This window comes from Sporosarcina pasadenensis (assembly GCF_047228845.1).
Classification (GTDB): Bacteria; Bacillota; Bacilli; order Bacillales_A; family Planococcaceae; genus Sporosarcina.
This window is the reverse complement of record NZ_JBFEGM010000007.1, coordinates 160920-187651: the sequence shown is the minus strand read 5'-3', so window position 1 is coordinate 187651 and position 26732 is coordinate 160920. Positions and strand designations below refer to the sequence as shown.

Below are 26732 nucleotides of genomic sequence, written 5' to 3'. Positions count from 1 at the left end.
GAGAGTAATTCAATTGGGAGGAAGATCATATTGAGAAAAATCATCGTAGGCTCAAGAAGGAGCAAGCTTGCTTTAACACAGACGAATTGGTTCATCGACCAGATGAAAGCAGCAGGCGCGCCTTTTGAATTTGAAGTGAAGGAGATTGTCACAAAAGGAGACAGAATCCTTGATGTGATGCTTTCTAAAGTGGGAGGTAAAGGATTATTCGTCAAGGAGATCCAACAAGCCCTTTTCGATAAAGAAATCGACTTTGCTGTCCATAGCATGAAAGATATGCCTGCCGTATTGCCTGAAGGGCTTACGATTGGCTGCATTCCGCCGCGGGTCGATGCCCGTGACGCTTTCATTTCCAAAGGGCATGTGAAATTCATGGATCTTCCGGTCGGCGCAATTGTCGGCACGTCGAGCTTACGCCGTAGTTCCCAGTTGCTTATGCTCCGTCCAGATATTGAAATTAAATGGATCCGCGGAAATATCGATACGCGGCTGAAGAAAATGCAGGATGGTGAATATGATGCCATTCTTCTCGCAGCAGCAGGATTGAAACGGATGGGCTGGAGCGACGATGTCGTTACAGAATATATGTCGATAGAAGACTGCATTCCTGCTATCGGCCAAGGGGCGCTCGCGATTGAATGCCGAAGTGACGATGAGGAACTGCTCGCTGAACTGAAGAAAGTATCCGATGAGAAGACATGGTTGGAAGTAGATACGGAGCGGACATTCCTAGCTGAAATGGACGGCTCTTGCCAAGTGCCGATTGCCGGAATCGCGGAATATGACGGCAAGGAGATCGAATTTACAGGATTCGTAGCTTCTCCGGATGCAAAGCAAGTCTTCAAGAAGACTGTTCGAGGTTCTGATCCGGTTGCTGTCGGCAAATCTGTAGCATCCACTTTGCGTGCTGAAGGGGCTTCAGAAGTGATCGAGAAAGTGAAGGCGGAAATGGATGCCTGAATTGGGTCCGTTGAAAGGGGAAACTGTCATTTTCACAGGGACGCCGAAATCGCTTGAAGTTTTCGATCTCGTCACGCAATACGGTGGTACCCCTTACTCCATGCCGCTTATTCAAGTGAATGAAATTGTGGATCCGACAGATGAAAAAGAATTGAAACGATGTACAGATTTTGATTGGTTGATTTTTACAAGCCAAAGCGCTGTGAAAGCATTCCAGTCCAAAATGGACCGTTTTAACATGACATCGGGACAAATTCCATCCAAAATAGCTGCAGTCGGTACACAGACCGCCGCAGCGTTGGAGAAAATCGGTTTCGCAGTCGAATTCATACCATCCATTTTCAGCGCAGATGTTTTTGTAAAACAATTCAAGCCGACGGAAGACCGTAGACTTCGTGTCCTGTTTATAAAAGGGAACCTTGCCGGCAGTATTATCCGTGAGGAGTTGCCCTTTCAAGTGGAGGAATGGACAGTCTATGAAACAGGTGCAAAAACGGATTCAGTACACTCGATTATTGAGAAGCTGAAAACCGTGAAAAACTGCGCCGTCTTATTCGCCAGCCCTTCAGCTGTCCGCGTCTTCGAGGAAGGCGTAGTTCCGGTTGTTGGGTGGAAGGGTTTTACAATCGGCGCAATCGGACATGTCACTGAAAGGGCGTTGCTTCAGGCAGGCGCCGAAGTGGATGTGAAGCCTGAAGTTTATACTCTTAAGGAACTCGTCATTGCTTTGGCGAGACGAAAGGAAGATATCCAATGACTCAACTACAATTCAGACGTAATCGTCGTCTGCGCAACTCAGCAACAATGCGCTCGATGGTAAGGGAAACAATTTTGCGTAAAGAGGATTTTATTTATCCGATGTTCATTATTGAAGGCGAAAATGTGAAAAATGAAATCAGCTCGATGCCGGGCATTTACCAATTGTCACTTGATCGTCTACTGGAGGAAGTGGAGGAAGTCGTTTCATTAGGCATCCCTTCCGTTATCCTGTTCGGTATCCCATCAGAGAAAGATGCGACTGGAACCGGGGCTTTTGATGATGAAGGTATTGTCCAACGCGCGACGCGTCTCATTAAGGAGAAGCATCCGGAGCTCGTCGTCATTGCTGACACTTGCCTATGTGAGTATACGGACCATGGTCATTGCGGTGTTGTTCATGGATCCGATGTATTGAATGATCCATCACTCGAACTGTTGGCAAAAACCGCAGTTAGCCAAGCAAAAGCGGGTGCTGATATCATTGCACCATCCAATATGATGGACGGCTTCGTCGTTGCTATCAGGCAGGCGCTTGATGAAAAGGGTTTTGAAAATGTTCCGATCATGTCCTACGCGGTGAAATATGCTTCCGCCTACTACGGTCCCTTCCGCGACGCTGCTGAATCGGCTCCGCAGTTTGGAGATCGGAAGACGTATCAGATGGACCCTGCCAATCGGATGGAAGCGCTTCGCGAAGCGGAGTCCGATGTCATGGAAGGCGCAGATTTCCTGATCGTCAAGCCGGCATTGTCCTATTTGGATATTATGCGTGATGTGAAAAACAACGTCCTTCTACCTGTCGTCGCCTATAATGTGAGCGGTGAATATTCGATGGTGAAGGCAGCTGCACAAAACGGCTGGATTAATGAAAAAGAAATCGTGTTGGAAACGTTGACAAGTATGAAACGCGCTGGTGCGGATCTTATTATGACATACCATGCAAAAGACGCAGCGCGTTGGCTGGAGGGAAAATAATTGAATAAAAGTTACGAAAAATCCAAGCAAGCGTTTACGGAAGCAGTGAAGTTAATGCCAGGCGGCGTAAACTCTCCTGTCCGCGCTTTCAAATCGGTCAATATGGATCCGATTTTCATCGAAAGTGGAAAAGGTCCAATCGTTAAAGACATCGATGGCAATGAATACATCGACTATGTCCTTTCATGGGGACCCCTGATTTTAGGCCATGCAGATCCTGATGTCGTAGAAGGCATTAAGAAAGTTGCCGAAACAGGTACAAGCTTCGGAGCACCGACTTTGCTGGAAAATGAACTTGCGAAAATCGTTATTGATCGAGTGCCTTCCATCGAGGTTGTCCGGATGGTTTCATCTGGGACTGAAGCGACAATGAGCGCTTTGCGTTTGGCTCGCGGATATACAGGCCGGAACAAGATTTTGAAATTCGAAGGCTGCTACCATGGCCATGGCGATTCACTTCTTATTAAAGCTGGTTCTGGCGTCGCTACGCTAGGCTTGCCTGATAGCCCTGGTGTTCCCGAAGGAATCGCGAAGAACACGATAACAGTGGCATACAATGATATGGATGGCGTCCGCGCTGCATTCGAGCAGTTCGGCGACGATTTGGCGGGTGTCATCGTAGAACCGGTTGCCGGCAACATGGGAGTAGTCCCGCCGGAGCCAGGTTTCCTTGAGGGATTGCGTGAAATGACCGAGAAAAACGGCACATTGCTCATTTTTGATGAAGTGATGACTGGATTCCGTGTCGATTACAACTGTGCGCAGGGCTATTTTGGAATCACTCCGGACCTCACTTGCCTCGGCAAAGTGATTGGCGGAGGGGTCCCTGTCGGAGCGTACGGCGGAAAACGTGAAATCATGGAAAATGTAGCGCCGGCCGGAACCGTTTACCAGGCGGGTACATTATCCGGAAATCCGCTCGCGATGACAGCAGGGATTGAAACTTTGAAAAAGTTGACTCCAGCTTCTTATGATCATTTCCAGAAGCTCGGTGACCTGCTTGAGGCTGGTTTCCGTGAAGCGGCGACGAAATACAATATCCCGCATACTGTGAACCGTGCCGGCTCCATGATTGGTTTCTTCTTCACAAATGAAAAAGTGTATAATTACGACCAAGCGAAGACGTCCGACTTGGAACTGTTTGCAGAGTACTTCCGCTTGATGGCAGAAGAAGGCATCTTCCTGCCACCATCCCAATTCGAAGGCATGTTCCTTTCCTCTTCCCATACGGAAGAGCATATCGAACAGACGGTACAAGCATTCCACCGTGTCTTCGAAAAATTGGCACGTTAATTTTGGACCACCCATTGTCATTCAATCGACAATGGGTGGTTTTTCTTCTACCTGCTTCACTTCCTGCATATAATGGCAAGTGAATGAAACAGGGGAGGGAAAATGGAATGAAAAAGTTACAGTGGAATATGAAAGAGGTCTTTTATTTCCCGGAGAATGTTGGGGTCCCAAAGGAAGCACGTCTAGTCAAAGTGAAAGCGGGATTCACCGAAAAACGGTCTGAAGATGCGGTCCGGCTTTCAGGAATTTATCATATCGCCGCCAAAGTCGACTTTACAGAGGGGCAACGAAGTGAGTCAATCCCCGCAGATGCAGTCTTTGTCGACGATGTGGAAATGGAAGGGGAAACGGGTTATTTCGAATACGCAGTGCCGTTATATATCGATCTGCCTCCTGAAGTAGAGAATCCATTGCATATCGAAGCGAAAGACATTAAATCCACCTTTGACGGACAAGGATCCTTCACGGTCTCTTGGAATGTGAATTGCATGCATGGGCAGGCATCTGCCGATGAAAATGCCAGTAATGTAAGTGCCAGTAATGAAACTGCAGAGAATGCGACTACAAGTAAAGAAACCTCCAGTAATGAGCCGGAAAGCAAAGAGACAGCTACTCTCGTAGCAAATAAGGAATCGGAAATCGCTAATAAGAAAGTAGAGACAGTAGCAGTTCAAGCTGAGCCAAAAGAAGATGCGCTCGCGGGAAAGCAAGAGCAAGCACAAATGGAGCAAGTCACCGAACCCCGACAGTCTTCCATTGCACAAAAACGAACAGCTGCTTTGCCTGTCCAAGAGCCGCAAGCAACTGCAATGAATGACAGCAGCACATTGATTGGCCAGGATGATATACTGTCATACATTGCATCGTTGCCGGATGAGTGGACGACGACGCGGTTCCGTTCAAATGATATCTTTGTAAAGGAGGAAAGCTAAACCTCCGAGAGCGCATAATAGGAGGAAGTCACCGGTCGTAGGGACGATCAAAAGTCTGATCAGCTGGAAAGCGGCAATAGGGATGATGATGCCTTTGCAATAAAACCTTGTCTTCCGTAACCAAGGGGGCAATAAATAAGGATTATATCCCTTTCTCATCAATACCATCCTTTCATAATATACTTGACGAAATCTCCTCTAATCGAATATAATATTCATAACTGTATAATGATGCATTGATCGGGAAAGTAAGCAGTTTTCATTTATCCAAGAGAGGGCGCCGTCGGTGGGAGGGCCTATAAATGAATTTGCGGAAAGTCACCCGGGAGCAGTTTCCGTGAATTCGAGTAGCGGAAGCCGGTTTGAAACCGTTATTTATTATTGAGGCGCAAATGTTTCTCGTTTGCGTGAATAAAGGTGGTACCACGGATAACTCCTTCGTCCTTTTTGACGAACGGAGTTTTTTTGTATTCACTTTTATTCACAGCTGTATGTGCAAGTAAAGAGGAGGAGTTCATATGTCAACAGAAAACTTGTCAATGCCAACAAAATATGAGCCACAGTCAACTGAAGCGGGCCGTTACGAATGGTGGCTGAAAGGGAAATACTTCGAAGCGCAGCCAGAGAGCGGTAAAGAGCCGTATACTATCGTCATTCCGCCGCCAAACGTCACAGGGAAGCTTCATTTAGGGCATGCTTGGGATACGACATTGCAAGACATTCTTATTCGAATGAAACGGATGCAAGGCTACGACGCCTTATGGCTCCCAGGAATGGACCATGCGGGTATTGCAACACAGGCAAGGGTTGAGGAAAAGCTTCGTGAAGAAGGGAAATCCCGCTACGATCTTGGCCGTGAAAAATTCCTGGAAGAGACGTGGAAGTGGAAAGATGAATACGCTGGCCATATCCGGGAGCAATGGGCGAAACTAGGTCTTGCTCTTGATTACTCAAGAGAGCGTTTCACGTTGGATGAAGGGTTGTCAAAAGCGGTCCGCGAAGTGTTCGTCAAGATGTATGAAAAAGGCTATATTTACCGCGGAGAATATATTATTAACTGGGATCCGGCTACGAAAACGGCGTTATCGGATATCGAAGTTATCCATAAGGATGTTCAGGGTGCATTCTATCATATGCGCTATCCACTAGCAGACGGAACGGGCAGCATTGAAATTGCAACGACACGTCCTGAAACGATGCTCGGAGATACCGCGGTTGCCGTTCACCCGGAAGACGAACGTTATAAGCATTTAATCGGTAAAATGGTTAAGTTGCCGATTGTTGGACGTGAAATTCCGATTGTTGCAGACGATTATGTTGATATGGAATTCGGAAGCGGTGCAGTGAAAATCACGCCAGCACATGACCCGAATGACTTTGAAATCGGTAATCGTCACGACTTGCCTCGTGTACTTGTCATGAATGAAGACGGCAGCATGAACCAACTAGCAGGCAAATACGAAGGGATGGACCGCTTCGAATGCCGGAAAGCGATCGTCAAAGACTTGCAGGAGCTAGGTGTTTTATTCAAAATCGAGGACCACTTGCACTCTGTCGGCCATTCGGAACGGAGTGGAGCCGTTGTTGAGCCGTACTTGTCAACACAATGGTTCGTTAAAATGGCGCCGCTAGCAGAAGAGGCGATCAAACTTCAGCAAACGGAAGGCAAAGTGAACTTTGTACCAGAACGCTTTGAAAAGACGTATTTGAACTGGATGGAAAATATCCATGACTGGTGCATTTCTCGTCAGCTTTGGTGGGGACACCGCATTCCTGCCTGGTACCATAAAGAAACCGGCGAAATCTACGTAGGACACGAAGCACCTCAAGATATCGAAAATTGGAATCAAGAGGAAGATGTACTTGATACATGGTTCTCCTCTGCATTATGGCCGTTTTCGACGATGGGTTGGCCGGATGTTGATAATGAAGAGTTCAAGCGCTATTACCCGACGGATGCACTCGTAACTGGTTACGATATCATATTCTTCTGGGTATCCCGGATGATTTTCCAAGGACTCGAATTCACTGATCAGCGTCCGTTCAAAGATGTGCTCATCCATGGTCTTGTCCGTGCAGAAGATGGACGGAAGATGTCGAAATCACTTGGTAACGGAATAGACCCGATGGAAGTTATCGATAAATACGGTGCAGACGCATTGCGCTACTTCCTAGCAACTGGTTCTTCACCAGGTCAGGACCTTCGTTATTCTACGGAAAAAGTCGAAGCGATTTGGAACTTTGCGAACAAAATTTGGAACGCCTCCCGATTCGCTTTGATGAATATGAATGGAATGACATACGATGAAATCGATCTTACAGGTGAAAAGTCTGTAGCAGATGCATGGATCCTCACACGATTGAATGAAACGATCGAACAAGTGACGAAGCTTGCCGAGAAATATGAATTCGGTGAAGTTGGCCGTGCGCTATACAATTTCATTTGGGATGACTTCTGTGACTGGTATATCGAAATGGCGAAATTGCCGTTGTACGGAGAAGATGAAGCGGCGAAGAAAACGACACGTTCAGTACTCGCTTACGTACTCGACAATACGATGCGTCTCTTGCACCCGTTAATGCCTTTCATTACGGAGGAAATTTGGCAGAACCTTCCGCATGAAGGGGAGTCAATCACAGTGGCGGCATGGCCAGTAGCTGATGCGTCGTTGACGGATACGGCAAAAGCATCTGATATGAAGCTGCTCGTTGACCTCATCCATGCGGTACGTAACATCCGTGCAGAAGTGAATACGCCGATGAGCAAAAAAGTTCCGCTTTACATTGCAGCGAAAGATGAAGCGACTGTTGCCGTGTTGGAATCGAACCGCAACTATATCGAACGTTTCTGTAACCCTGAAACACTCGAAATCGGAGTCGGCATATCGGCACCGGGCAAATCGATGTCAGCTGTCATTACAGGAGCAGAACTATTCCTTCCGCTTGAAGGATTGCTCAATCTTGACGAAGAGATCGAGCGGTTGAAAAAGGAATTGGCGAAATGGGAAGGCGAAGTGAAACGCGTCCAAGGTAAGCTATCGAACGAGCGATTCGTTTCGAAAGCGCCAGAAGCTGTTGTAGAAGAAGAGCGCGCGAAAGAGAAGGATTACTTGGAGAAAAAAGCGGCAGTCGAACGCCGGATTGAGGAATTGAAAGAGATTTAATGCAAACGTGAAAAAGAGTTGGTCCTCCGAAATTGGAGTCGACCAACTCTTTTTTTTATTATTGATGGCAACGCTCATAAATTAGTGCAAGTGATCATAAATTCGCGCAAGTGATCATAAAGCTGTGCAAGTGATCATAAATCCGTGCAAGTGATCATAAACTCGAGTGAGTGATCATAAATTCGTACAAGTGATCATAAACTCGCACAAGTGATTATAAACCCTTCACTTTCTTCTTTACATACTCCATCAATCTCTCAGCAACCGAAAAATCATGCGTCGCATAAAGTGATCTGGCGCCGACCGGGTCTTCGATTTCATTTAAAATCCACCCGCCATCCGGTAATAATAGAAAATCAATGCCGACATAGTCGCTTTTTAAAGCTTTTGCGATTCTCCGTACCTCATTTTCCTGCCATGAGGAAAGTGTATACTTCTCCACTGAGCCGCCGAGCGTATAATTCGATTTGAAGGAGTCGCTTCCCGTCCGTTTAACAGCACCCAACACTTCTTCGCCGAGCATGAACACCCGGACATCCGTTGCTCCCGATTCGATATATGGTTGTGCAATTGTCCGCCTTCCGGAAAACCGGGATAAAAACTCCTCAACATCATCCTTAGTATGACAAAGAAACACTTCGTCGCCGCCATGACCATCAATAGTTTTCAAAACAGCGGGCAGGGGAGGAAGATCTGCTAACGATCGAAAATTTTTCGTAGGAATGGCAGAAACTCCTAACAGAGTCGCAACCTCGAATGTCCGTAACTTATCATTTGCGATTTTGTTCACTTCAGATCGGTTAATTAATCGGAAACCTGCTTTTTCCCATTTTGAACTTAGCTCTGCATTCCGATCGCGGAATAAAATGAAATCTGCGTCATCCGGTTCTTCCTCATCAACTAGCAACGACAATGCAATATCTAGCCTTAAAGCATGCTTCATCAAATCATCAATGAATCCGCGATTGCGCTCGGCTTCCGCTGATGAATAATATATGTATCCTTTCATGCTAACTTACCTAAAATGTATTCAATCATCCTGTCTGCGACATTGATACCCGTCACATTGTAAATATTGCGGATATGCGCTGCGGCATTCACTTCACAGACGAGCGGCGCTTCATTTTCTCCAAACAACAGATCGACACCCGCAAATTCGGCGCCGACCGCTTCGGCCGCACGGATTGCCAGTTCCTTCTGCTCGGGAGTCAGTTCGATAACGCTTGCCACCCCGCCATTCGTAATGTTCGCCCGGAAATCCGTTTCGGAAGAGCGGTACATTGCTGCGACAACTTTACCGCCGACGATATTGACACGGATATCCCGGCCTCTACTCGTTGCAATGAACTGTTGAAACACATAATCGACGCCACGTAGTTCATCGACCTTCGCAAAGAACTCCTCTTCCGTTTCAATTAAATACACTTTCATCCCGAAGGAACCGTGGCCTTCTTTAATAATCATAGGCAAGCCCAGTTTCTCAAGGACCTTTTCATAATAACCCGATCCTTCAATCGTGAAATTAGGATAAACTTTCGGTGCAATGATCGTTTCCGGCATCGCAATCTTATTCTTTGCCAGCTGTATGTATTGCTTCGCTTTGTTATCACATATCTCGATCACTTCGGGGTCATTGAAAACAGGGATACCTACATTTTTTAAAAATGTTGCCAGAAGGATATCCTTGTCCAGAAAGACGACAAAATCAGGGCAATCCTCCAGCTTTTCATTCAAGGCCATTTGCACTTCATAGTTTTTCTTCAACGTTGCCCTGACGCCCGCACGTTCAGCAGCCTCCTTCAATAACTCCGCCTGATCTCGGAATTTATCGCTCGTCAAACTGCCATTATAGATGACCCAACATTTTTTCATATCGTTCCCTCCGGCCGTGATATACTTACCCTATGCTGATTTTACCATAAGGGGCGAGTGTATTGATTCCAAAATTTGATGAATATAAAGAGCGATTTGAAGTGCTTAGTGATGATGTAATAAAGCCGGGACTCGATAGTATACGAACCGCGCTTGTGAAAGTCGGGAATCCTGAAAAAGGACTCCGCGTCATCCATGTGGCGGGGACGAACGGGAAAGGTTCCACCATCGCTTTCATGGAATCCATTTTGCAAGAGCACGGGTTTTCGACAGGCGTATTTTCATCTCCAGCGTTAGTCGATGTACATGACCAAATACGCATCAACGGTAAGCCAATCAGTCCGGAAGAAATGGACAAGACCTTCATGGTAATTAAAGAAGCGGGCCTTAGCGGCACGTTGACGGATTTTGAATTGTTGACAGTTGCGGCCTTCGTTACATTTGAAAGGCTAGCTCCGGATTATATCCTTCTGGAATGCGGCATGGGGGGCAGTTTGGATAGTACGAATGTCGTTACGCCGCTCGTCTCTGTCATCACATCGATCGCGTTGGATCATGTCGGTTTTCTTGGAGGGACGGTTGGGGAGATTGCAGGGCATAAGGCGGGGATCATTAAAGAAGAAACTCCTGTAGTCGTCGGGACGCTGCCAAACGAGGCGATGGAAGTGATTCGGGCGAAGGCGCATGAGATGAAAAGCGAATTGCTTACATATGGAAATGACTTTTCAATCATACATGATGAGTTCGTTGGAGAATTAATCCGGGTGCCAATCCCAAAACGTAAGGTGAGAGGTCCTCATCAAGCAGTCAATGCGGCAATTGCAATCGAGGCGATGCTGCAAGCGGGAGTAGTAGTAGATGTGGAGTCCATTACTAGAGGGGTGGCGGAAGCTTCTTTGCCTTATCGATTCCAGGAAATCTCTGAAGGCGTCTTTATCGACGGGGCGCATAACCCAGCTGCTGCCAAAATGCTTACCGAGACAATCAAATCTGAATTCCCTGGTGAAAAAGTCGATTTTGTCATCGGGATGCTGAAAACAAAAGACATAAAAAAAACGCTGGATGAGTTAATTCCAGTAGCTGCTTCCTTTACATTCGTCACCTTTCCACACCCACAAGCTGCTACTGCGGAGGAATTATTAGCTAGTTGTCAGTATAATAAAAAAAAGGTGACAAAACTCGTAAGTGATACTATAATACTAAGAAAGGAAGACGATAGGAAGAAAATAGTCGCAGGGTCACTTTATCTGATTAGTAGTCTTTTGAACTAACCTCGACTACCAATACCTGATCGCTTTCAATAAAGACTACACCATATCATTTCGTAGATTGTATATATATTCTTTAAGGGGTGCATGAGGGGTGTCTGAAAAAAAGTGGTCTACAATGGGCCTTTTCATTATTTGGTTTCTCATCGTTCCGACCGGAATTATTTATCTCTTACAAACTCAGATGCCCGAAAGCATCAATCCTGTCTACTTGATGTTTTTTATTATTTTTGGTGTGCTGACAGTTCTATTTCCAATTAAGCGGAATGGAAAACCGGTCTCTATAGTCATGTGGGTCACTTTGCCGGCCTTCCTCATGTATGGCATTGCAATTGAAATGATTGTCATGCAACTATCGATTCTAGCAGCCTTTTTTGTGATGAAAAGAAACGAAAAAAACCTTCATCGACTTTTTCTAAACTCCATTCTGATGTTCTTGTTATCAATGGCCGCGGCAGGCGCATTCTTCGTAGTTGGCGGAAAAATTGGATCGGCGGATTTTTGGACTCTTTTCATTGGAGTGGCCGTATACCGGCTTGTCCATACATCAACGAATATAGGTTTAATGAATACATATTTTGAATTAAGAAAAGCGAAAAGTCCATTTACAACAAAGGATGTTGTCTTTGAATATTCGACTCTCATTCTCATTTTGCCATTAGCTTTGACATTCTATTTAATGTTGAAAATGGTTGGCATAGGTTCTTTTTTACTAATTGGATTTCCTTTTTTCATGACAATATCGATAATCCGCCTATACGGTCGTTCTGAAAAAATCAATGAATATATTAAAAGAGCAGGAAGAATCGGAAGTGAACTTTCCGTCATGACGGATGAAGAGTCTGTCACGACACAGTTCATTATCAAAACGAGCGAATTATTCAAAGCCGATTACGTATTTCTATTTACGAATCATGATCAATGGCTGGAGCTAGAAAAACGGTATGAGAGACGGCGTTTTATCAACCTGCCGTTCCAAACTGTCCAGATCGGAGAAGGGATAGCAGGGAAGGTATTGGAGATGAAGGAACCTGTCATCTATTCGAAAAGAAAAGACTGGGAGCAGTATGCTACAGTTTCAACACTTGAGGAATTGGAAAGTGTTCTTTGCATCCCGCTCACACATAACAATAAAACGAACGGCATCCTTCTATTAGGGTCCAACCGGAGAGCCGCTTTCGGTGATCACCAGCTGAAAATATTGGACTTGCTAGGTTCGTATTACATTGTGTCGTTAGAGAAGGCTAGATATGTGCAAGAAGCACTGCAACGGAGTGAAAGATGCGCGCTGACAAATCTGTATAATTATCGGTATTTGGAGGAAAAACTTCACGAAGAAATGGACCGGATGAACATGGGGGATATTGATGACTTATCTGTCGTCATGCTCGATATCGACCACTTCAAAAAAGTGAATGATACATTTGGACATCAAAGCGGGAACGACATTTTATATGGTCTTGCAAGAATTTTGGAGAAAGCATTGCCGGACAATGGAACGATCGGCCGATATGGAGGCGAAGAATTCGTCTATTTATTGCCTGGCTATTCCAAGGAAGAAGCCGTCGGTTTTGCGGAGCAGCTTCGATTGCTCATTAGACAGCATATATTTACGATTATTCCGGATTTGGGCGAGGACAAGTACCCGGTGAAAGTATCCATTACTTCCAGTGTCGGTGTCGCAAGTGCGCCAACCGATACGGATGAAGCGATGAATTTATTGCGCAACGCCGATCGCGCTCTATATATTGGGGCCAAGCAGGCCGGAAGAGACCGGGTGGCCGAATACGTTAGATAACGAAGGGGGGAGGGATAGGAAATGATAGTGACAGCCAAACAAAAAAGAACGATATATATCCTGTGGCTTCTCGTCGTTCCTTTCATGTTTTACATAGCCCTCAACTTTTTCCCGGCTGCACCTTACGATTATTTGAACTTGGCTATCTATATGGCAATCCTCCTAGTTGCATTAATAACTACGATATCGTTCGATAGGGTGAGCATCACTCTGGAGAGATGGGTCATTTTCTCACTATTTTTCCAATACGGCATTGTAGCTGAAATGATTTTCATGCAAATTGCGAGTTTGTTACTTCTTTTTATTCAAAAGTCTTCGACGCCGAACGCTTTCCGATTTGCTGTCAATTCAATCGAATCTACTATTGTTTCTGTAATAAGCGCGGCAATCTTTTATGCACTCGGCGGTTCGCTAGGGCAAATGTCTGTAAGTTCATTTTTGATTGCGGGATTCATTTTTGCATCCGTCTATTCATTGCTTAATAGCGCCATCATCTATTCGCTTTTCAAATGGGTAAAGACAAGCACATCCGGTATGAAAAAAGCCATTTGGTGGGATTATGTTTCTACGATTCTCCTTTTGCCATTTGCGATTACATTCTGCCTTCTTATAAAGGAATATGGAATTGGAGCATTTTTGCTAATAGGTGTTCCATTTCTTATTGTTTTAATCGTGGCGAGTAATTACATGGAATCGAATAACTTGAATGATGTACTGTCATCTTCGACGGTCATCGGCCATCAGCTAGCGGATAGCTTACGCGTGGAAGATGTTCTTCTCACATTCATCGATAAGATCAAAGGCGTAATTACCTATGATAACGCTTATATCGTCGATTTCAGGACGGGGGGAAATCTCGTCATGCTTGCCCATAAAGAAGGGGAATTCCGAAGCGGCATGGCGAACAAACTTTCACTTCCCCAGAAGAGATCGGCTGGTGACGGGTTGGATGTGGAAGCAACGAAGTTATTTTTAAATAAAAAAAGCATTTCCTCCCTCAAGGGATATACGTTCGACCCTTCTGTGGAAAGCGTCATGACAGCCCCGATAAAGAGAAATCAAAAGACGGAAGGATTCCTTATTCTCACATCGAATCAGCGATATGCGTTTGAAGAAGTCCATGTGAAGATTGTGGATCTTTTGACGGGGTACCTTGCAATTGCAGTCGAAAAGGCGAGGTATTATGAGCGAACAGTGGAGAAGAGTGTGAGATGCGGATTGACAGGTCTTTATAATTACCGTTATTTAGAATCAAAACTCGATGAAGAGATGGTCCGTTTTCATACCGGTGAAATAATGACACTTTCTACGATTATACTCGATATCGATCGCTTCAAATCCATCAACGACACATACGGACACCAAAGCGGGAATGATCTGCTCTGCGCATTCGCCGCTTTATTAAGGAAATACCAAACGTCTGATATGACATTAGCTAGGTATGGCGGCGAAGAGTTCGTAATGATACTGCCGAATTACGAGAAAGAGGATGCAATCAAGCTTGCTGAAACAATCCGAAAGGAAATGGAAGAATCCAGTTTCCAAATCATCCCGGATCTTTTGGAAGACCGAGAGCCGACAATCGTTAATATGACAGTGAGCATCGGCGTTGCAACGATGCCGATGGATGCAAAGGATGGGAAAGTATTGCTCCGGAATGCCGACCGTGCACTTTACATAGGCGGCAAGCAGGCAGGACGGAACCGGGTAGGAATTTATGAAGAAGAGAAAGAAAATGTTGTAAGATGATGACCGGCGGATGCCGGTCTTTTTCTATGATTATTATACTATTGGAATAGACTGGTTGATTAGTTTGGACGGATTTTGTATGCTGTTAGTAATAGTAAGATTATAAGGGAGGCGATGTCTCTGATGAGAAGCGATAAGATCAATGAAAAAGGGATGACCCTAGTCGAAATCCTAGCCGCGCTTGTCATTTTAGGCATCGTCTTTATTGGATTTATGACGATTTTTCCACTTATGACTATTTTTAATGAGAAGACTGAGAGTAAGCTAGAAACGATGAATTTAGCTAGAAATAAATTAAACGAGATTAGGTATTCTGGTATCCCTACAATATGTGATATAAATAGCGAAAAGTGTCTTATAGCAGAAGAAGAAAAAGGGTATGGAGTAATATTAGAATATACAATGGAACCTGATTTAAAAGGTAATGGTGCAGGACAAGTCACTCTGTATCAAGTTTATATCAAATATTTTGAGCCTGGCCAAAAAGATAAGCCTATTAGTGAAACGTTTGGCTATGTGCGCAACTGATAGTGGACCGGATAGGGAGGGCAGTGTACGTGATTAAAAGACAAAAAGGAATGACGTTAGTTGAAGTTTTAGTCACTCTTGTTCTCGTTTCGCTTGTTATTACCCTCATTTGGACAACGGTTTTCTTTAGCATCAAATACAATAATGTTGAGACAAAGAAATTGAGTTGGCAGCGGGAAGCCAATCGCATTATTACAGAAATTCAAAAATACCATCGCCAATGTGACGCTTATGAGTTAATGGTAAGTCGTCAAAAGATTCAAATTAATAACTGCATAGTAAATGGAGTTGACAAAGGCGGCGAGCAAATTGCAAATGATTTTTATTATGCAATGTACGTTGATACAGATTTAGCAATTGAAGAAATTAAGATATACCCAATTATTTCTAAAGGGATTAACGCATCATATTCTATAAAATTAACTGTACGTGATCCTGCTAAGAAAAACCCAAACGTAACAATTGATTCTAAAATTACACGTTACCAGCCTGATTAAGAATCGGAGTGGATTGCTATGAGAAAAACAGTTGAAAGTGAAAAAGGATATGCTTTACTAGTTGTCTTGTTTTTAATTGTTTTTATCTTCACTGTTTCAGCTGTATTTTTTAGAGGAAGTTTGAGTAATGCAAAGCAAGAGCAGAAAGTCGATCAGAATCATTTAGCGGTTGTTGCTGCGGAGATGGGTGTGGATTACTACGTTGGAAAAGTAAATAATGAGGAACGTAAAATTCAGAAAGAAGTACTCAATGGAATTCAGGCTGATTTAACTAAGTTAAATGATTGTGGCGGTCGGCCCAATACAACAAAACCAGGATGCAACATTAAATCGATTGAAACTATCTTGATAGAAGCTGAAGATGATTATCTCAATAAAGTCAGTGCTTTAGTCAATAGTATAAAAATATCTGAACCGACAAATATTAAATTGTCTAAAGTTGGGAGCTCCCCATATTCTTTTCAAATAGATAAAAATGAAGTTAGCGGGCAGGAAAATGGCGGTAAGGTAATTATCAAACTAGGAATAATCGGCAACTCGAAAGCCGAAAAACCAAAACTGTTAAAAACGGTTTTGTCTTACGAAGTGCCAAAATTCGTTATACGTAAAACTGGCAATAATAATCAGCCAAACGCGAAGCCTGTTGACATTTATAAGTTTTTTAAAGATAGAAGTGACTTTATAAAAAATGTTGGCTGTAGTGAAAAAAATGGACATTGCTCATCAGGAAAGTTTTATTCAGATGGCAATATAAGTGCTAATAATCCAAACAACCAAGGTGGCTTAATATGGGTTCATAATGGATATTTGGATGCAAACAATATGAATCAGTTTAATTTTACTTTGATTGTTAACTCGTTAAATGGGAAAAATATGAATCAAATGAAAGGTAAACTTATTCTTTTAGGCGATGAAGATAATAAAGGAAAAATTACGGATAAAATCTCAGTTGGATTTCAAAGTAGTGGAAAAATTTGTGTGAACGTTGACGGTTTTTCAAAAGGCGATATTGAAAAAATATCATTTGATAAACCCGCTCAAATTTACTTTTATTCTTCTTCGAAAAATCCAGTGTGGCCAAGTAATGCGAATAACAGTCCTAAAAGATCTGGATCTTTAGTGGATTTTGTTAACGAATGTATGGGACAACCTTTAATTGAAAGTGGATCATCCGACGTTGTTCGATATGAAGTATTTGAGTCTGCAATCGATTTGTTAGTGGATGTTAACTATTAAAATGAATCCACGGAGGTATTGGTTTCGTGAGAAAAAGTAATATTATTTTAATTATTTTTACCATTGTGCTATCTAGTGCTTTTGCGAAAAACACCTTTGCAGGTGAGGGATTATTCAACAATAAGAGATTCACCGACCATACTTACGTTGGACCTTTCAACATTTCCAACAATAAAGCAAAACAGGCAAAATCAAAATTAGCTTCAGATTTATCCGAGCTTCAGACCAACCTTGAAGTGAACCTAATCTACCAAGACATTCAATTCTCTCTTACACCAGAAACAATTAAATTCGATATTGACATGACACTGGCTAATGCTAATTCCGGAGAAGACAACCCAATTATCGCCAATGTTTCACGAGAAGGATTGGCAACTATACTAAATCAAGAACTGTCATGGATTCAATTCCCAGAGGATGCCGTCGATTCGGTTGCTGCAGGTATTGAAAAAGAACTGCAATCAGGTATCATGCCTAGAAATGTCCATATTACAGACTATCTTGGAACGAATGTGATTCCTGATGAGGTAGTAGGGTCCTCCGAATATAGCATTGACGGGATTTCGCCTGCGTTATCTAAGGCGATTCATGCACTGAACCAAACAGTCATAGGGCCGTTTGAAACATTTTCCCTGATGGAATTGCTGACAGGCCCTGAAGTCGGACCTCTAAGTGATGAAGAAATGACATTACTATCTTCAATATTATACAGCGCAATTTTACAAACAAATTTCCATATTGATGAACGAAATATTAGCTCGGTCGTATCTCCAAATATTCAACCAGGATTCGAAGCAGCTATGAATCAGACGCTTGGCCTGGACTTTAAGTTCACCAATCCGAACAAAACAGTATTCACCATTCGTGCAGCTTGGTCATCGGGGGCAATCAGTCTAGTGATTGAAGGCAAACCTTTCTATTACACTTACGAACCTGCTATAACAAATATAGAAACGTATGAACCGAGAATTATCCGGCAATATAGTGCGTTCGTACATGAAGGGCAAGTTTTCGTTTCTCAGGAAGGCAAGCATGGAGTAGAAGCGATCGTCAAACGGACGTTGTCTGTCGATGGACAAGTCGTGGAAACGGAGAATGTTTCCGAGGACTTTTATGCACCTGTTCATAGGATCGAAATCCATCCATTATCAAAAAGTGATTCAGTTCCAAACAACAGCACTACCGAAGAAAGTGACACAACACAAAACTTTGGGACACATACAGAAACTGAAATTGAAACACCCGGCCCTGAAGGTGTTGAATCTGACAACTCTGGGAGCAACGAAGTATCCGACAAAAATGGAGAATTGGAAGAGGAAGTCATCTACGATAAAAGCGGCCTTCCGATAGGGAAATGATTGACGTCAAGAAGTGAAAGAGGGATGTATATGGCGACAGCACGTAAACGATTGGGCGATTTGCTCGTTGAATCTGGACTCATTACTGATGCGCAGCTACAAACCGCGTTGGAAGAAAAGCCGCGAGATCAAAAACTTGGAGATGCGCTACTTCAGAGAGGATATATTACGGAACAGCAATTGATTGAGGTGCTCGAATTCCAATTAGGGATTCCACACGTCAACCTTTTCAGATATCCGTTCGATCCGAAACTTTTCAATGTCGTTCCGAAAGAATTTGCGAAGCGGAATCTACTTGTTCCTTTGAAAGCGGAAGGGGACAGACTGTTTGTTGCGATGTCGGACCCGATGGATTATTTGGCTGTCGACGACTTGCGTTTGTCGACGGGGTTCCATATTGAAACGGCAATCGCTTCAAAAGATGATATTTTACGGACAATTTCAAAGTATTACGAAGATGAATTGTTGGAAGACTTTTTCATAGAGCAACCGGAGGAAACGAGAGAGCAACAAGATGAACTGACTGACCTTGATTCTCCGATTGTTCGTCTCGTCAATCAGTTATTGTCATCGGCGATTACACAGAAGGCGAGCGATATCCATATAGATCCACAAGAGCATCAAGTCGTCATCCGTTTTAGGGTTGATGGAATGCTCAAGACGGAACGGTATTTGCCGAAGCATATGCAAGCGATGCTCACCGCTCGGATTAAGATCATGTCGTCTCTTGATATTACGGAACATCGTGTACCGCAGGATGGCAGGATAAAAGCGACAATCGATTTTCGACCGATTGATCTGCGGGTGTCGACGCTTCCTACTGTATTCGGAGAGAAAGTCGTCATGCGTATTTTGGATTTGAGCAGCTCGTTGAATGACTTGAAGAAATTAGGTTTCAGTCCTGTGAACTTGGAGCGGTTCATGAAGGAAATCGAACGGCCGAATGGGATTGTGTTAATCTCCGGACCGACCGGCTCGGGTAAGTCGTCCACGCTATATGCAGCTTTGAATAAATTGAATAAAGAAGAAGTGAATATTATTACCGTAGAAGATCCGGTTGAATATCAACTGGAAGGCATCAATCAAATTCAAGTGAATCCGGCAGTCGGCCTCACATTCTCGAACGGTTTGCGATCGATATTGAGGCAGGATCCAGACATTGTCATGGTCGGTGAAATTCGTGACCGTGAAACCGTTGAAATTGCAATCCGTGCGTCATTGACGGGTCATCTCGTCCTGAGCACGATTCATACGAATGACTCCATCGCGTCAATTACGAGATTGATTGACATGGGGGTTGAACCGTTTCTTGTGACGGCTTCCGTGAATGCGATTATCGCCCAGCGGCTGATCCGCCGTGTTTGCCGGGATTGTGGAAGAGAAATGCCGGCGTCAAATCGGGAAAAAGAGATTTTTGCAAAACGGGGCAAAGAGATTGAAACAATCGTCCGCGGACCGGGCTGTGCGGCTTGTAATATGACCGGATATCGTGGAAGGGTCGCCATTCATGAAGTGCTCATTATTAACGATGAAATGCGTGAGGTCATTAATAACCACGGCACACCGGCAATGCTGAGGGAAATTGCATTGCGGAATGAGACTGTATTTTTGATTGATGATGGACTGGAGAAAGTGAAGCAGGGGATCACCACAACGGAAGAAGTTTTACGTGTTTCACTTATTGAATAGGGGTATAACTATGAATGAAAGAATAGATTTAATATTAAAAAAGGCATTTGAATTGAAAGCATCCGATATCCATTTGACGGTCGGCGTGCCGCCTGTATTCAGGATCCATGGGGAATTGAAGCGATATGGGGAAGATGCCGTAGATGAATCTTTCACCGATGAAGCGGCTAAATCTACCATTCCTGAAAAGTTATACGGGGCATTCATGAAGAATGGACAAATCGACTATTCTTATGAATTAAAGGGAGTTGCCCGATTCCGTGTCAATGCATTCCAACAGCGCGGTTCCATTTCGCTAGCCTTTCGGACAATCCCGACAATCATTCCATCAATCGACGAATTGCAAGTGCCCGGGATATTAAAGTCATTGGCGGAAACTCCTCAAGGTCTCATATTGGTTACTGGTCCTACAGGATCAGGGAAGTCGACGACGCTGGCGGCGATGATCCGCTATATGAATGAAACGATGCGCAAACATATCATCACTCTCGAAGATCCGATTGAATATGTTCATTCCCATCAGTCTTCAATTATTGACCAAAGGGAAGTCGGCTTCGATACGAGTTCTTTCGCAGATGGATTACGTGCATCCCTACGTCAGGATCCCGATGTCATCCTCGTTGGGGAGATGCGGGATCTTGAAACGATTTCAACAGCTATTACAGCAGCTGAAACCGGTCACCTAGTTTTAGCGACGCTCCATACGTGGAGTGCAGCTTCGACAATTGACCGAATCATAGACGTCTTCCCGCACGGACAGCAATCCCAAATTCGAGTTCAGTTGGCTGGCGTGTTGACGGCTGTATTGTCGCAACGATTATTTCAGACAGTGGACCGGAAAGGTAGAAGAGTTGCAACCGAATTGATGATCAACAATTCCGCGATTTCGAATTTAATACGCTCGGAAAAGGTCCATCAAATTCCGAACGTCATACAGACAAGTCGGTCATTGGGGATGCATATGATGGATAGTTCGGTAAGGCAGCTTCTTGAACGTGGACTCATATCATACGAAGCGGCAGTGCCGTATATCGAAGGTGATGATTGACGATGGCCCGATTTAAGTATGAAGGTCGAGATGCAAAATCGAAAAGATCCGGCGTTGTCGTTGCTGCGAATAAACGGGAAGCTGCTTTGAAATTGAAGAACCAAGGAATCCGTGTAACCAATTTGACTGAACAAGCCGAAACGATGCTAACGAAAGAGATCCATCTAGGAAAACCGATCAAGCGGACCCAGTTCATCATGTTCCTACGCCAATTCTCGACATTGCTTCGGGCGGGTGTAACCATCGTGGAATCAATACGCATTCTTTCATTGCAAGTCGAATCAAAACCATTCCAAAAGATATTAATTTCTGTCGGGGATGACCTTCGGGGCGGCGGTTCGTTATCTGATACATTGATGAAGCATCCGAAAGCGTTCGAACCATTGGTCATTAACATGATCAAAGCCGGAGAGATGTCAGGAACAGTCGACGATTCATTGGACAGGCTGGCAGAGCATTACGAAAAAGCGCATATGACGAAACAGAAGGTCATATCTGCGATGTCTTACCCGATTGTAGTTGGAATCGTTGCAATCGGCGTTGTTGTTTTCCTATTGACGTTCGTCGTTCCGATGTTCGTAGACCTTTTTGCAAGTGTCGGCGGCGAGCTTCCGTGGCTGACGCAGTTTGTCCTGAAGGCAAGTGAGTTCATGGTGGATTATTGGTATTTATTCATTCTAATTGTAGCTGCAATTATTGTAGGTGTTTGGATGATGCACAGCAATAAGGAAGGGAAATATTTACTTGATTCATTCCTGTTGCGACTTCCGATTTTCGGCGACTTGATGAAAAAGTCAGCGTTAGCTACGTTAACAAGGACGCTTAGTTCTTTATTTGCAAGTTCCGTGCCGATATTGCAAGCACTGTCGATGACAGAAAAGATTGTAGAAAACGAAGTTATCTCTCGGGTCATCGGTGAATCAAGACAGTCATTAGAGCGAGGTGGGTCATTGACGGAGCCGATGGCAGATCATTGGGCATTCCCTCCTTTAATTCCACATATGATTGCAATTGGGGAGCAGACGGGATCACTCGATGCAATGCTCGCTAAAGTGGCGGATTTCTACGAGAAGGAAGTCGACGCATCTACAGACCGACTGAAAGCACTTATCGAACCGCTTATGATAGTCCTATTGGCAGGATTGGTCGGAACGATAGTTCTTTCGATTCTGTTGCCGATGTTCAGCCTTTTCACTGAAATAGATAATATGTAACGAATTTTGTCGGAAAATAAATAGTTATATACAAATATAGGTTGATAGTTTCATTTCTACTGGTAGTTTGGTATTCTTAATTTGGAATTAATAATGAGGTAGAATAGGGAGGAATAATGATGAAAAAGTTTTTACAAAAACGTTTAAAAAACGAAAAAGGGTTAACGCTTGTCGAGCTTTTGGCGGTTATTGTGATTTTGGGGATTATTGCAGCGATTGCGGTGCCTGCTATTGGGAATATTATAGTTAATAGCAAATACAACGCAGTTAAAGCAGATGCGATTAATGTTTTAAATGCAGCTAATTTGTACTTTGTAGAAAATCCAGAAGAAACATCAGTTGTAGTAAATGGAACTGATAAAAGTTTAGTTAAGTCTGGTTATTTGGAAAATCAGGGGTTGATTCCTGATGCTGCTTCAGTTGCTAAGTCGTCTCCAAATACGCTTACAGCAACCGATGTTGAGTATTCCAAAGGCAAAAAAGTCACATTTTCTGCTGCGACTATTCAAAAAATTTCCGATGATAATCAAAAAGGTAGTGGTACTCCAGCTGCAATTACAGGAGCAACAGGTGGAACGACAGGAGGATGACATTAATAATACTGACTTGGAGAGGAAATGAGAAATGTCACTATTCAACCGCCGCAAACAGCCGGCAACACTTACAATTGAAGATGACGCCGTCCGTTTTGTCCGGTTGAAGTCGACAGAGCCCCTCGTCGTTGATGTTGCGGAGGAAGTTGCGCTTCCTCCGAACACTGTCGTCGAGGGGAAGATAGTCGATGCCGAGGCGCTTGTGGTCATTTTGGAGGGAATCCTTAAGGAATGGGGCATCGCGAAGCGCGATGTCCAATTCCTTGCTCCTGATACATATGTTATGATCCGGAAAGTGCCTTATCCGGAAGATATTCAGCCGGATGAATTGAAAGGGCATTTCTTCATTGAAATTGGCTCGACAATCTATTTGCCGTTTGATGATCCGGTTTTTGACGTTGTTCCTTGTACGTTGAACGAAGAGAGCAAAGAGGCGATATTGATTGCGTCAAAGGAAAGCATTTTGGACAAGTATGAAGAAGTGCTGAAAGCGGTGAAGCTCAATCCAGTCGTTGCGGATATCGGCCCGCTCGCCCTTTACCGGCTTGCATATAAAATGTATCAATTCGAGGGCCGCGAGCATGTCCTCATCGCCGATATGCATGATGGCGTGCTGACCGTATCGATTTTCCATAAACATTACCCGCTATTCATGCGACCTGTTGATCTATCGCAATCAGCGGATCTTTCGATTGTTGCGGACGTCCATGCGAATCCTCATGCCATAACGCCGACAACGATCGTGATGGAACTTGAAAAGCTGATGAACTTTTATCGATATAATTTACATAACGGAACTGCTTCCATCACTCACTTGCTTGTCAATGGCGAATACAGTGAAATGGATAGCTTGTTGTCGGCCATTCGGGAACGGTTTTCTATCCAAGCGGAACGATTGCTGAAAAGACCGCTGGAACTTCAAGATGGACGACAATTGCCCGCAACTTTCAACCGGACGATCGGGTTGGCTTTGAAAGAGGTGTAGTCATGCTCGTTGATATTAATCTATTGCCTGAAAAGGAGAGGGAGCGATCGACGCTCCTTATTGCTGCACTCGTTATTTTAGGTGCGGCTATTCTTTTTTGGGCTATTCTTTTTCTTCTATCCCTTTCTTTGTCGAAGCAGACAGTTCGAGTGGAAACGCAGATCGCCTCTTTGCATGCAAGCCAGGAAGCGGTCCGGGAAGATATTAAACCTTCATCTCATGCAGATGACCGGGACAAACTCGCTTCGACCGTCGAGTGGGCAGAAGCGTACAAGTTCGACACATTGCCTTTAATGCGCGAAATGGTCGCTTTATTGCCGGAAAGAGGTTTTTTTGTCTCGTTCGAATTCACCGCACCTCATGAGTCGGTGGTTACTGTCCAATTCGATGATAAATCCGATGCCGCCTATTATTTGACGAGGATCAAATCGTCGACAGTCGTATCGTCCTCAACGATGGAGTCGTTGGTCGCTGTGAGTCTCGATGAGGAAAGTGACTTACATACACTTCCACGATTCGAAGCGACTTATCTTATTGAATACGTTGATGACCGTGGTGTTGTTGTCGAAGTGGAAGAAACGATAGAACCGGATGGGCAGGAGGGTGACTCCGATGAGTAATATGACAAAACGTCAGAAGGAGTTTGGCCTCCTAGTTTTAGCGATTGTATTTCTAATTGTCCTCGCTACGTATTCTTATTTACAAATCTATTCACCTGCGAAAGAGTCAAATGAACGGGCGACACAGACGTTGGCGAATGAAAGGGATATCCTTTTTGCACTGCAGAGGCAAGAGGCGCAGCAACGTCCTTCCGGCTCGTCTAGCTCACGTCCTTTGCAGGAGAAGCTGCCTGTGAAGCCGCTGGAAGACCTCATTCTGTTGCAAGTGCAAAAAGCTGAAGTGAAGTCCGATACCTTCGTGCATGAAGTGAATTTCTCACTCGAAGATACGATGATTGAAAATCCGCCAGAAGAAGTTGAAAACGTTCAAGCTGTAATTGCAGAGGTGCGTTTGCAGGCGGATGCATACAGTCAAATCGATCGGTTCATCGAAGAAATCGAATCGATGGAGCGGATCTTCGTCATGGATCGTATTGAATTCACTGCCCCTGAGGAAGTGACAACATTTGAACAGGAGAACGGACTCATGGAACTTTCTATCGCGTTTCATGCGTTTTTCCGGCCGGATTTGGGGAGTCTTGAGGAGGAAGCGCCGAAAGTGGACGCGCCGGTGCCGGCGGGTAAAGAGGATCCGACGCCGATTAATCAAATTCCTGGATTGGGTGATAGTGAATGAGTGTTGTTTGGATATTACTATTTTTCATTTACGGAAGCATCTTCGGCTCTTTTTTCAACGTTGTCGGCCTTCGCGTACCTAAAAAGGAGTCGATCGTCTCCCCGCCATCCCATTGCACAAATTGCAATCGGAAGCTACGTCCGCTCGATTTGATACCAATATTCTCTTTTATTGCCCTGCGTGGAAAATGTAGAGGATGTGGACAAATAATCAGTCCGATGTATCCGCTGATGGAATTCTTGACGGGAGTTTTATTTGCTTTTACATATTATCAAGTCGGTTTCAAGTATGAATTGATCATTGCTTTGCTGTTCGTTTCACTTCTCGTCATCATAACCGTATCGGATTTGACTTATATGATCATCCCCGATAAAGTGCTTTTGCCGTTCGCCATCGCGTTGTTAATCCTTCGATGGCTCATACCGACGGCACCGTGGTGGGATAGCCTGTTAGGTGCTGCAGTCGGTTTTTTTGTTCTGTTTTTCATCGCGATCGTGTCGAAAGGCGGAATGGGCGGCGGAGACATCAAACTGTTCTTCGTCATCGGCCTCGTACTTGGAACAATGAATACGTTAATGACGCTGTTCTTTGCCTCATTGATCGGTTCTGTCGTCGGCATTTACGTGCTGAAGAAAACCGGGAAAGGCAGGAAGACACCTGTTCCATTCGGACCGTCCATTGCAGTTGCTGCTGTCATTTCATATTTCTTCGGAGCGGACTTTGTCGAATGGTATCAGCAATTATTCATTTAAGTCGATAAATTTTTTAGGACAAGGCGACAAACGTCTTGTTCTTTTTCATGTCCGATTTGGTACGGTTACTAAAAACGGGGTGGTCTGGCATGAAATTCAGAAAAAAATATTCAAAAGTGACAGTTGCGATGGCGATGCTTCACGGGGTACTCATTGGCATTGCTGCAGTGGCAATTGTAGGGTTCATCATCGTCGGGACGAATGGGATTGGAAAGGAGAAAGCGGTGGAACAGGAAGTCGTTACGACAAATCCGCCGACTTCCGGTGAAACGACTCCGGCTTCCGGACCAGCCATTTCCGCCGAGGATGCCCCCCTCAAACTGTACGCAAAACAGCATGGGGTTTTTTCAAGCGTGCAATCGGCAAAGGATTTCATGGCGCAAGATGTAAGTCTCGCGAAAGCCGACATTTTGGAAATCGGGGGACAGTTCTATGTATGGAGCGCAGTCGGCATTCAGGAAGATGAAATTGAAGTGAGCGAATACGAAATGACATTCAGGAAACCCTTTTTCGCTGATGTATCTTCATGCTCCGCTGTTGGCGCGGGAAAATTGAGGAGCGCGTTGTCGGAAAAGGAATTGTCCAAAATTAAAGTTTTGACAAGTGTCGCTGAAGGGGAAGACGATGATGAAAAAATAGCTGATTTCCGTAAGAATTTAGTTGCTGTGACCGCATTCACATCGGATTTACGTATTGTGCGCCTCAAATTGCTCTCGCATTATACTCATAATAACGGCTGTGTGAAAATCAATTTTTAAAGTGTGAA

The 26732-nt window shown here is 44.3% G+C and carries 25 protein-coding genes and 1 other annotated feature; of the genes, 22 read left to right on the top strand and 3 right to left on the bottom strand.

All coding sequences use genetic code 11. The annotated features are described in order from the left end of the window. Nucleotides 1–30: 30 nt before the first annotated feature. From hemC to AB1K89_RS11650, 5 genes are all read left to right on the top strand, one after another. The gene (gene hemC, locus AB1K89_RS11670; protein ID WP_413054897.1) at nucleotides 31–960 is read left to right on the top strand and encodes a hydroxymethylbilane synthase; all 930 of its coding nucleotides are present in this window, start codon (nucleotides 31–33) and stop codon (nucleotides 958–960) included. Next, nucleotides 953–1717, top strand: a complete 765-nt coding sequence (locus tag AB1K89_RS11665; RefSeq protein WP_413054896.1) for a uroporphyrinogen-III synthase — start codon at nucleotides 953–955, stop codon at nucleotides 1715–1717. Before hemC ends, AB1K89_RS11665 begins: the two co-directional genes overlap by 8 nt. Next, nucleotides 1714–2694: a porphobilinogen synthase gene (hemB, locus tag AB1K89_RS11660; protein WP_413054895.1), complete on the top strand. Its 981-nt coding sequence runs from the start codon at nucleotides 1714–1716 to the stop codon at nucleotides 2692–2694. The genes AB1K89_RS11665 and hemB overlap by 4 nt, the downstream gene beginning before the upstream one ends. Next, a complete protein-coding gene (gene hemL, locus AB1K89_RS11655) occupies nucleotides 2695–3987 on the top strand; it encodes a glutamate-1-semialdehyde 2,1-aminomutase (protein WP_413054894.1) in 1293 nt (430 codons plus the stop codon). Nucleotides 3988–4094: 107 nt separating this feature from the next. Beyond that, on the top strand, nucleotides 4095–4919 hold the full coding sequence (locus AB1K89_RS11650) for a hypothetical protein (RefSeq protein WP_413054893.1): 825 nt from the start codon (nucleotides 4095–4097) through the stop codon (nucleotides 4917–4919). Here the strand turns inward: AB1K89_RS11650 and AB1K89_RS11645 are convergent. After that, the gene (locus AB1K89_RS11645) at nucleotides 4887–5078 is read right to left on the bottom strand and encodes a hypothetical protein (RefSeq protein WP_252502812.1); all 192 of its coding nucleotides are present in this window, start codon (nucleotides 5076–5078) and stop codon (nucleotides 4887–4889) included. The two genes, AB1K89_RS11650 and AB1K89_RS11645, sit on opposite strands and share 33 nt — an antisense overlap. A gap of 68 nt (nucleotides 5079–5146) precedes the next feature. Further along, nucleotides 5147–5368: a binding site (T-box leader), on the top strand. Between the two features lie 69 nt (nucleotides 5369–5437). Here AB1K89_RS11645 and AB1K89_RS11640 point away from each other — a divergent pair. Beyond that, nucleotides 5438–8083 carry a valine--tRNA ligase gene (locus tag AB1K89_RS11640; protein WP_413054892.1) on the top strand — a complete coding sequence of 882 codons (2646 nt, stop codon included), beginning with the start codon at nucleotides 5438–5440 and terminating at the stop codon, nucleotides 8081–8083. Nucleotides 8084–8297: 214 nt separating this feature from the next. Here the strand turns inward: AB1K89_RS11640 and AB1K89_RS11635 are convergent, their stop codons facing one another. Continuing rightward, the gene (locus AB1K89_RS11635) at nucleotides 8298–9092 is read right to left on the bottom strand and encodes an ATP-grasp domain-containing protein (RefSeq protein ID WP_413054891.1); all 795 of its coding nucleotides are present in this window, start codon (nucleotides 9090–9092) and stop codon (nucleotides 8298–8300) included. After that, nucleotides 9089–9955 (bottom strand): ATP-grasp domain-containing protein, encoded by an 867-nt coding sequence (locus AB1K89_RS11630; RefSeq protein WP_413054890.1) that lies wholly within the window; start codon nucleotides 9953–9955, stop codon nucleotides 9089–9091. The genes AB1K89_RS11635 and AB1K89_RS11630 overlap by 4 nt, the downstream gene beginning before the upstream one ends. A 62-nt stretch (nucleotides 9956–10017) precedes the next feature. Here AB1K89_RS11630 and AB1K89_RS11625 point away from each other — a divergent pair, with 62 nt between their 5' ends. The 16 genes from AB1K89_RS11625 to AB1K89_RS11550 all read left to right on the top strand — a co-directional run bounded on the left by AB1K89_RS11625 (nucleotide 10018) and on the right by AB1K89_RS11550 (nucleotide 26724). Continuing rightward, complete coding sequence (locus AB1K89_RS11625) at nucleotides 10018–11226, top strand: bifunctional folylpolyglutamate synthase/dihydrofolate synthase (RefSeq protein ID WP_413054889.1); 1209 nt, start codon at nucleotides 10018–10020, stop codon at nucleotides 11224–11226. 91 nt (nucleotides 11227–11317) lie between these two features. Further along, the gene (locus tag AB1K89_RS11620; RefSeq protein ID WP_413054888.1) at nucleotides 11318–13021 is read left to right on the top strand and encodes a sensor domain-containing diguanylate cyclase; all 1704 of its coding nucleotides are present in this window, start codon (nucleotides 11318–11320) and stop codon (nucleotides 13019–13021) included. A gap of 21 nt (nucleotides 13022–13042) precedes the next feature. Next, on the top strand, nucleotides 13043–14770 hold the full coding sequence (locus tag AB1K89_RS11615; RefSeq protein WP_413054887.1) for a sensor domain-containing diguanylate cyclase: 1728 nt from the start codon (nucleotides 13043–13045) through the stop codon (nucleotides 14768–14770). 123 nt (nucleotides 14771–14893) lie between these two features. Further along, nucleotides 14894–15298, top strand: a complete 405-nt coding sequence (locus AB1K89_RS11610) for a type IV pilus modification PilV family protein (protein WP_413054886.1) — start codon at nucleotides 14894–14896, stop codon at nucleotides 15296–15298. 29 nt (nucleotides 15299–15327) lie between these two features. Further along, a complete protein-coding gene (locus AB1K89_RS11605) occupies nucleotides 15328–15795 on the top strand; it encodes a prepilin-type N-terminal cleavage/methylation domain-containing protein (RefSeq protein WP_413054885.1) in 468 nt (155 codons plus the stop codon). 18 nt (nucleotides 15796–15813) lie between these two features. Next, a complete protein-coding gene (locus tag AB1K89_RS11600; RefSeq protein ID WP_413054884.1) occupies nucleotides 15814–17031 on the top strand; it encodes a hypothetical protein in 1218 nt (405 codons plus the stop codon). Nucleotides 17032–17057: 26 nt separating this feature from the next. Continuing rightward, nucleotides 17058–18389 carry a VanW family protein gene (locus AB1K89_RS11595; protein WP_413054883.1) on the top strand — a complete coding sequence of 444 codons (1332 nt, stop codon included), beginning with the start codon at nucleotides 17058–17060 and terminating at the stop codon, nucleotides 18387–18389. A gap of 30 nt (nucleotides 18390–18419) precedes the next feature. After that, the gene (locus AB1K89_RS11590; RefSeq protein ID WP_413054882.1) at nucleotides 18420–20078 is read left to right on the top strand and encodes a GspE/PulE family protein; all 1659 of its coding nucleotides are present in this window, start codon (nucleotides 18420–18422) and stop codon (nucleotides 20076–20078) included. 10 nt (nucleotides 20079–20088) lie between these two features. After that, on the top strand, nucleotides 20089–21126 hold the full coding sequence (locus AB1K89_RS11585; protein WP_413054881.1) for a type IV pilus twitching motility protein PilT: 1038 nt from the start codon (nucleotides 20089–20091) through the stop codon (nucleotides 21124–21126). A 2-nt stretch (nucleotides 21127–21128) separates the two neighbouring features. Then, nucleotides 21129–22340, top strand: a complete 1212-nt coding sequence (locus AB1K89_RS11580; RefSeq protein WP_413054880.1) for a type II secretion system F family protein — start codon at nucleotides 21129–21131, stop codon at nucleotides 22338–22340. Nucleotides 22341–22459: 119 nt separating this feature from the next. After that, complete coding sequence (locus AB1K89_RS11575; protein WP_413054879.1) at nucleotides 22460–22930, top strand: type II secretion system protein; 471 nt, start codon at nucleotides 22460–22462, stop codon at nucleotides 22928–22930. A 34-nt stretch (nucleotides 22931–22964) separates the two neighbouring features. Continuing rightward, complete coding sequence (pilM, locus tag AB1K89_RS11570; protein ID WP_413054878.1) at nucleotides 22965–23918, top strand: type IV pilus biogenesis protein PilM; 954 nt, start codon at nucleotides 22965–22967, stop codon at nucleotides 23916–23918. A 2-nt stretch (nucleotides 23919–23920) separates the two neighbouring features. Continuing rightward, entirely contained in the window at nucleotides 23921–24538 is a 618-nt protein-coding gene (locus tag AB1K89_RS11565; RefSeq protein ID WP_413054877.1) for a fimbrial assembly protein, read from the top strand. Then, nucleotides 24531–25214, top strand: coding sequence for a pilus assembly protein PilO (locus tag AB1K89_RS11560; protein WP_413054876.1), 684 nt, complete (start codon nucleotides 24531–24533; stop codon nucleotides 25212–25214). The genes AB1K89_RS11565 and AB1K89_RS11560 overlap by 8 nt, the downstream gene beginning before the upstream one ends. Next, complete coding sequence (locus AB1K89_RS11555; protein WP_413054875.1) at nucleotides 25211–25966, top strand: prepilin peptidase; 756 nt, start codon at nucleotides 25211–25213, stop codon at nucleotides 25964–25966. Before AB1K89_RS11560 ends, AB1K89_RS11555 begins: the two co-directional genes overlap by 4 nt. Nucleotides 25967–26055: 89 nt before the next feature. Beyond that, the gene (locus tag AB1K89_RS11550; RefSeq protein ID WP_413054874.1) at nucleotides 26056–26724 is read left to right on the top strand and encodes a hypothetical protein; all 669 of its coding nucleotides are present in this window, start codon (nucleotides 26056–26058) and stop codon (nucleotides 26722–26724) included. The last annotated feature ends 8 nt before the right edge of the window (nucleotides 26725–26732 follow it).

Coding starts and splice junctions, on each gene's coding strand:
- AB1K89_RS11665 (WP_413054896.1), top strand. CDS start 953: ATGCCTGAATTGGGTCCGTTGAAAGGGGAAACTGTCATTTTCACAGGG.
- hemB (WP_413054895.1), top strand. CDS start 1,714: ATGACTCAACTACAATTCAGACGTAATCGTCGTCTGCGCAACTCAGCA.
- AB1K89_RS11650 (WP_413054893.1), top strand. CDS start 4,095: ATGAAAAAGTTACAGTGGAATATGAAAGAGGTCTTTTATTTCCCGGAG.
- AB1K89_RS11645 (WP_252502812.1), bottom strand. CDS start 5,078: ATGAGAAAGGGATATAATCCTTATTTATTGCCCCCTTGGTTACGGAAG.
- AB1K89_RS11640 (WP_413054892.1), top strand. CDS start 5,438: ATGTCAACAGAAAACTTGTCAATGCCAACAAAATATGAGCCACAGTCA.
- AB1K89_RS11635 (WP_413054891.1), bottom strand. CDS start 9,092: ATGAAAGGATACATATATTATTCATCAGCGGAAGCCGAGCGCAATCGC.
- AB1K89_RS11630 (WP_413054890.1), bottom strand. CDS start 9,955: ATGAAAAAATGTTGGGTCATCTATAATGGCAGTTTGACGAGCGATAAA.
- AB1K89_RS11615 (WP_413054887.1), top strand. CDS start 13,043: ATGATAGTGACAGCCAAACAAAAAAGAACGATATATATCCTGTGGCTT.
- AB1K89_RS11610 (WP_413054886.1), top strand. CDS start 14,894: ATGAGAAGCGATAAGATCAATGAAAAAGGGATGACCCTAGTCGAAATC.
- AB1K89_RS11600 (WP_413054884.1), top strand. CDS start 15,814: ATGAGAAAAACAGTTGAAAGTGAAAAAGGATATGCTTTACTAGTTGTC.
- AB1K89_RS11590 (WP_413054882.1), top strand. CDS start 18,420: ATGGCGACAGCACGTAAACGATTGGGCGATTTGCTCGTTGAATCTGGA.
- AB1K89_RS11585 (WP_413054881.1), top strand. CDS start 20,089: ATGAATGAAAGAATAGATTTAATATTAAAAAAGGCATTTGAATTGAAA.
- AB1K89_RS11580 (WP_413054880.1), top strand. CDS start 21,129: ATGGCCCGATTTAAGTATGAAGGTCGAGATGCAAAATCGAAAAGATCC.
- AB1K89_RS11575 (WP_413054879.1), top strand. CDS start 22,460: ATGAAAAAGTTTTTACAAAAACGTTTAAAAAACGAAAAAGGGTTAACG.
- pilM (WP_413054878.1), top strand. CDS start 22,965: ATGTCACTATTCAACCGCCGCAAACAGCCGGCAACACTTACAATTGAA.
- AB1K89_RS11565 (WP_413054877.1), top strand. CDS start 23,921: ATGCTCGTTGATATTAATCTATTGCCTGAAAAGGAGAGGGAGCGATCG.
- AB1K89_RS11560 (WP_413054876.1), top strand. CDS start 24,531: ATGAGTAATATGACAAAACGTCAGAAGGAGTTTGGCCTCCTAGTTTTA.
- AB1K89_RS11555 (WP_413054875.1), top strand. CDS start 25,211: ATGAGTGTTGTTTGGATATTACTATTTTTCATTTACGGAAGCATCTTC.
- AB1K89_RS11550 (WP_413054874.1), top strand. CDS start 26,056: ATGAAATTCAGAAAAAAATATTCAAAAGTGACAGTTGCGATGGCGATG.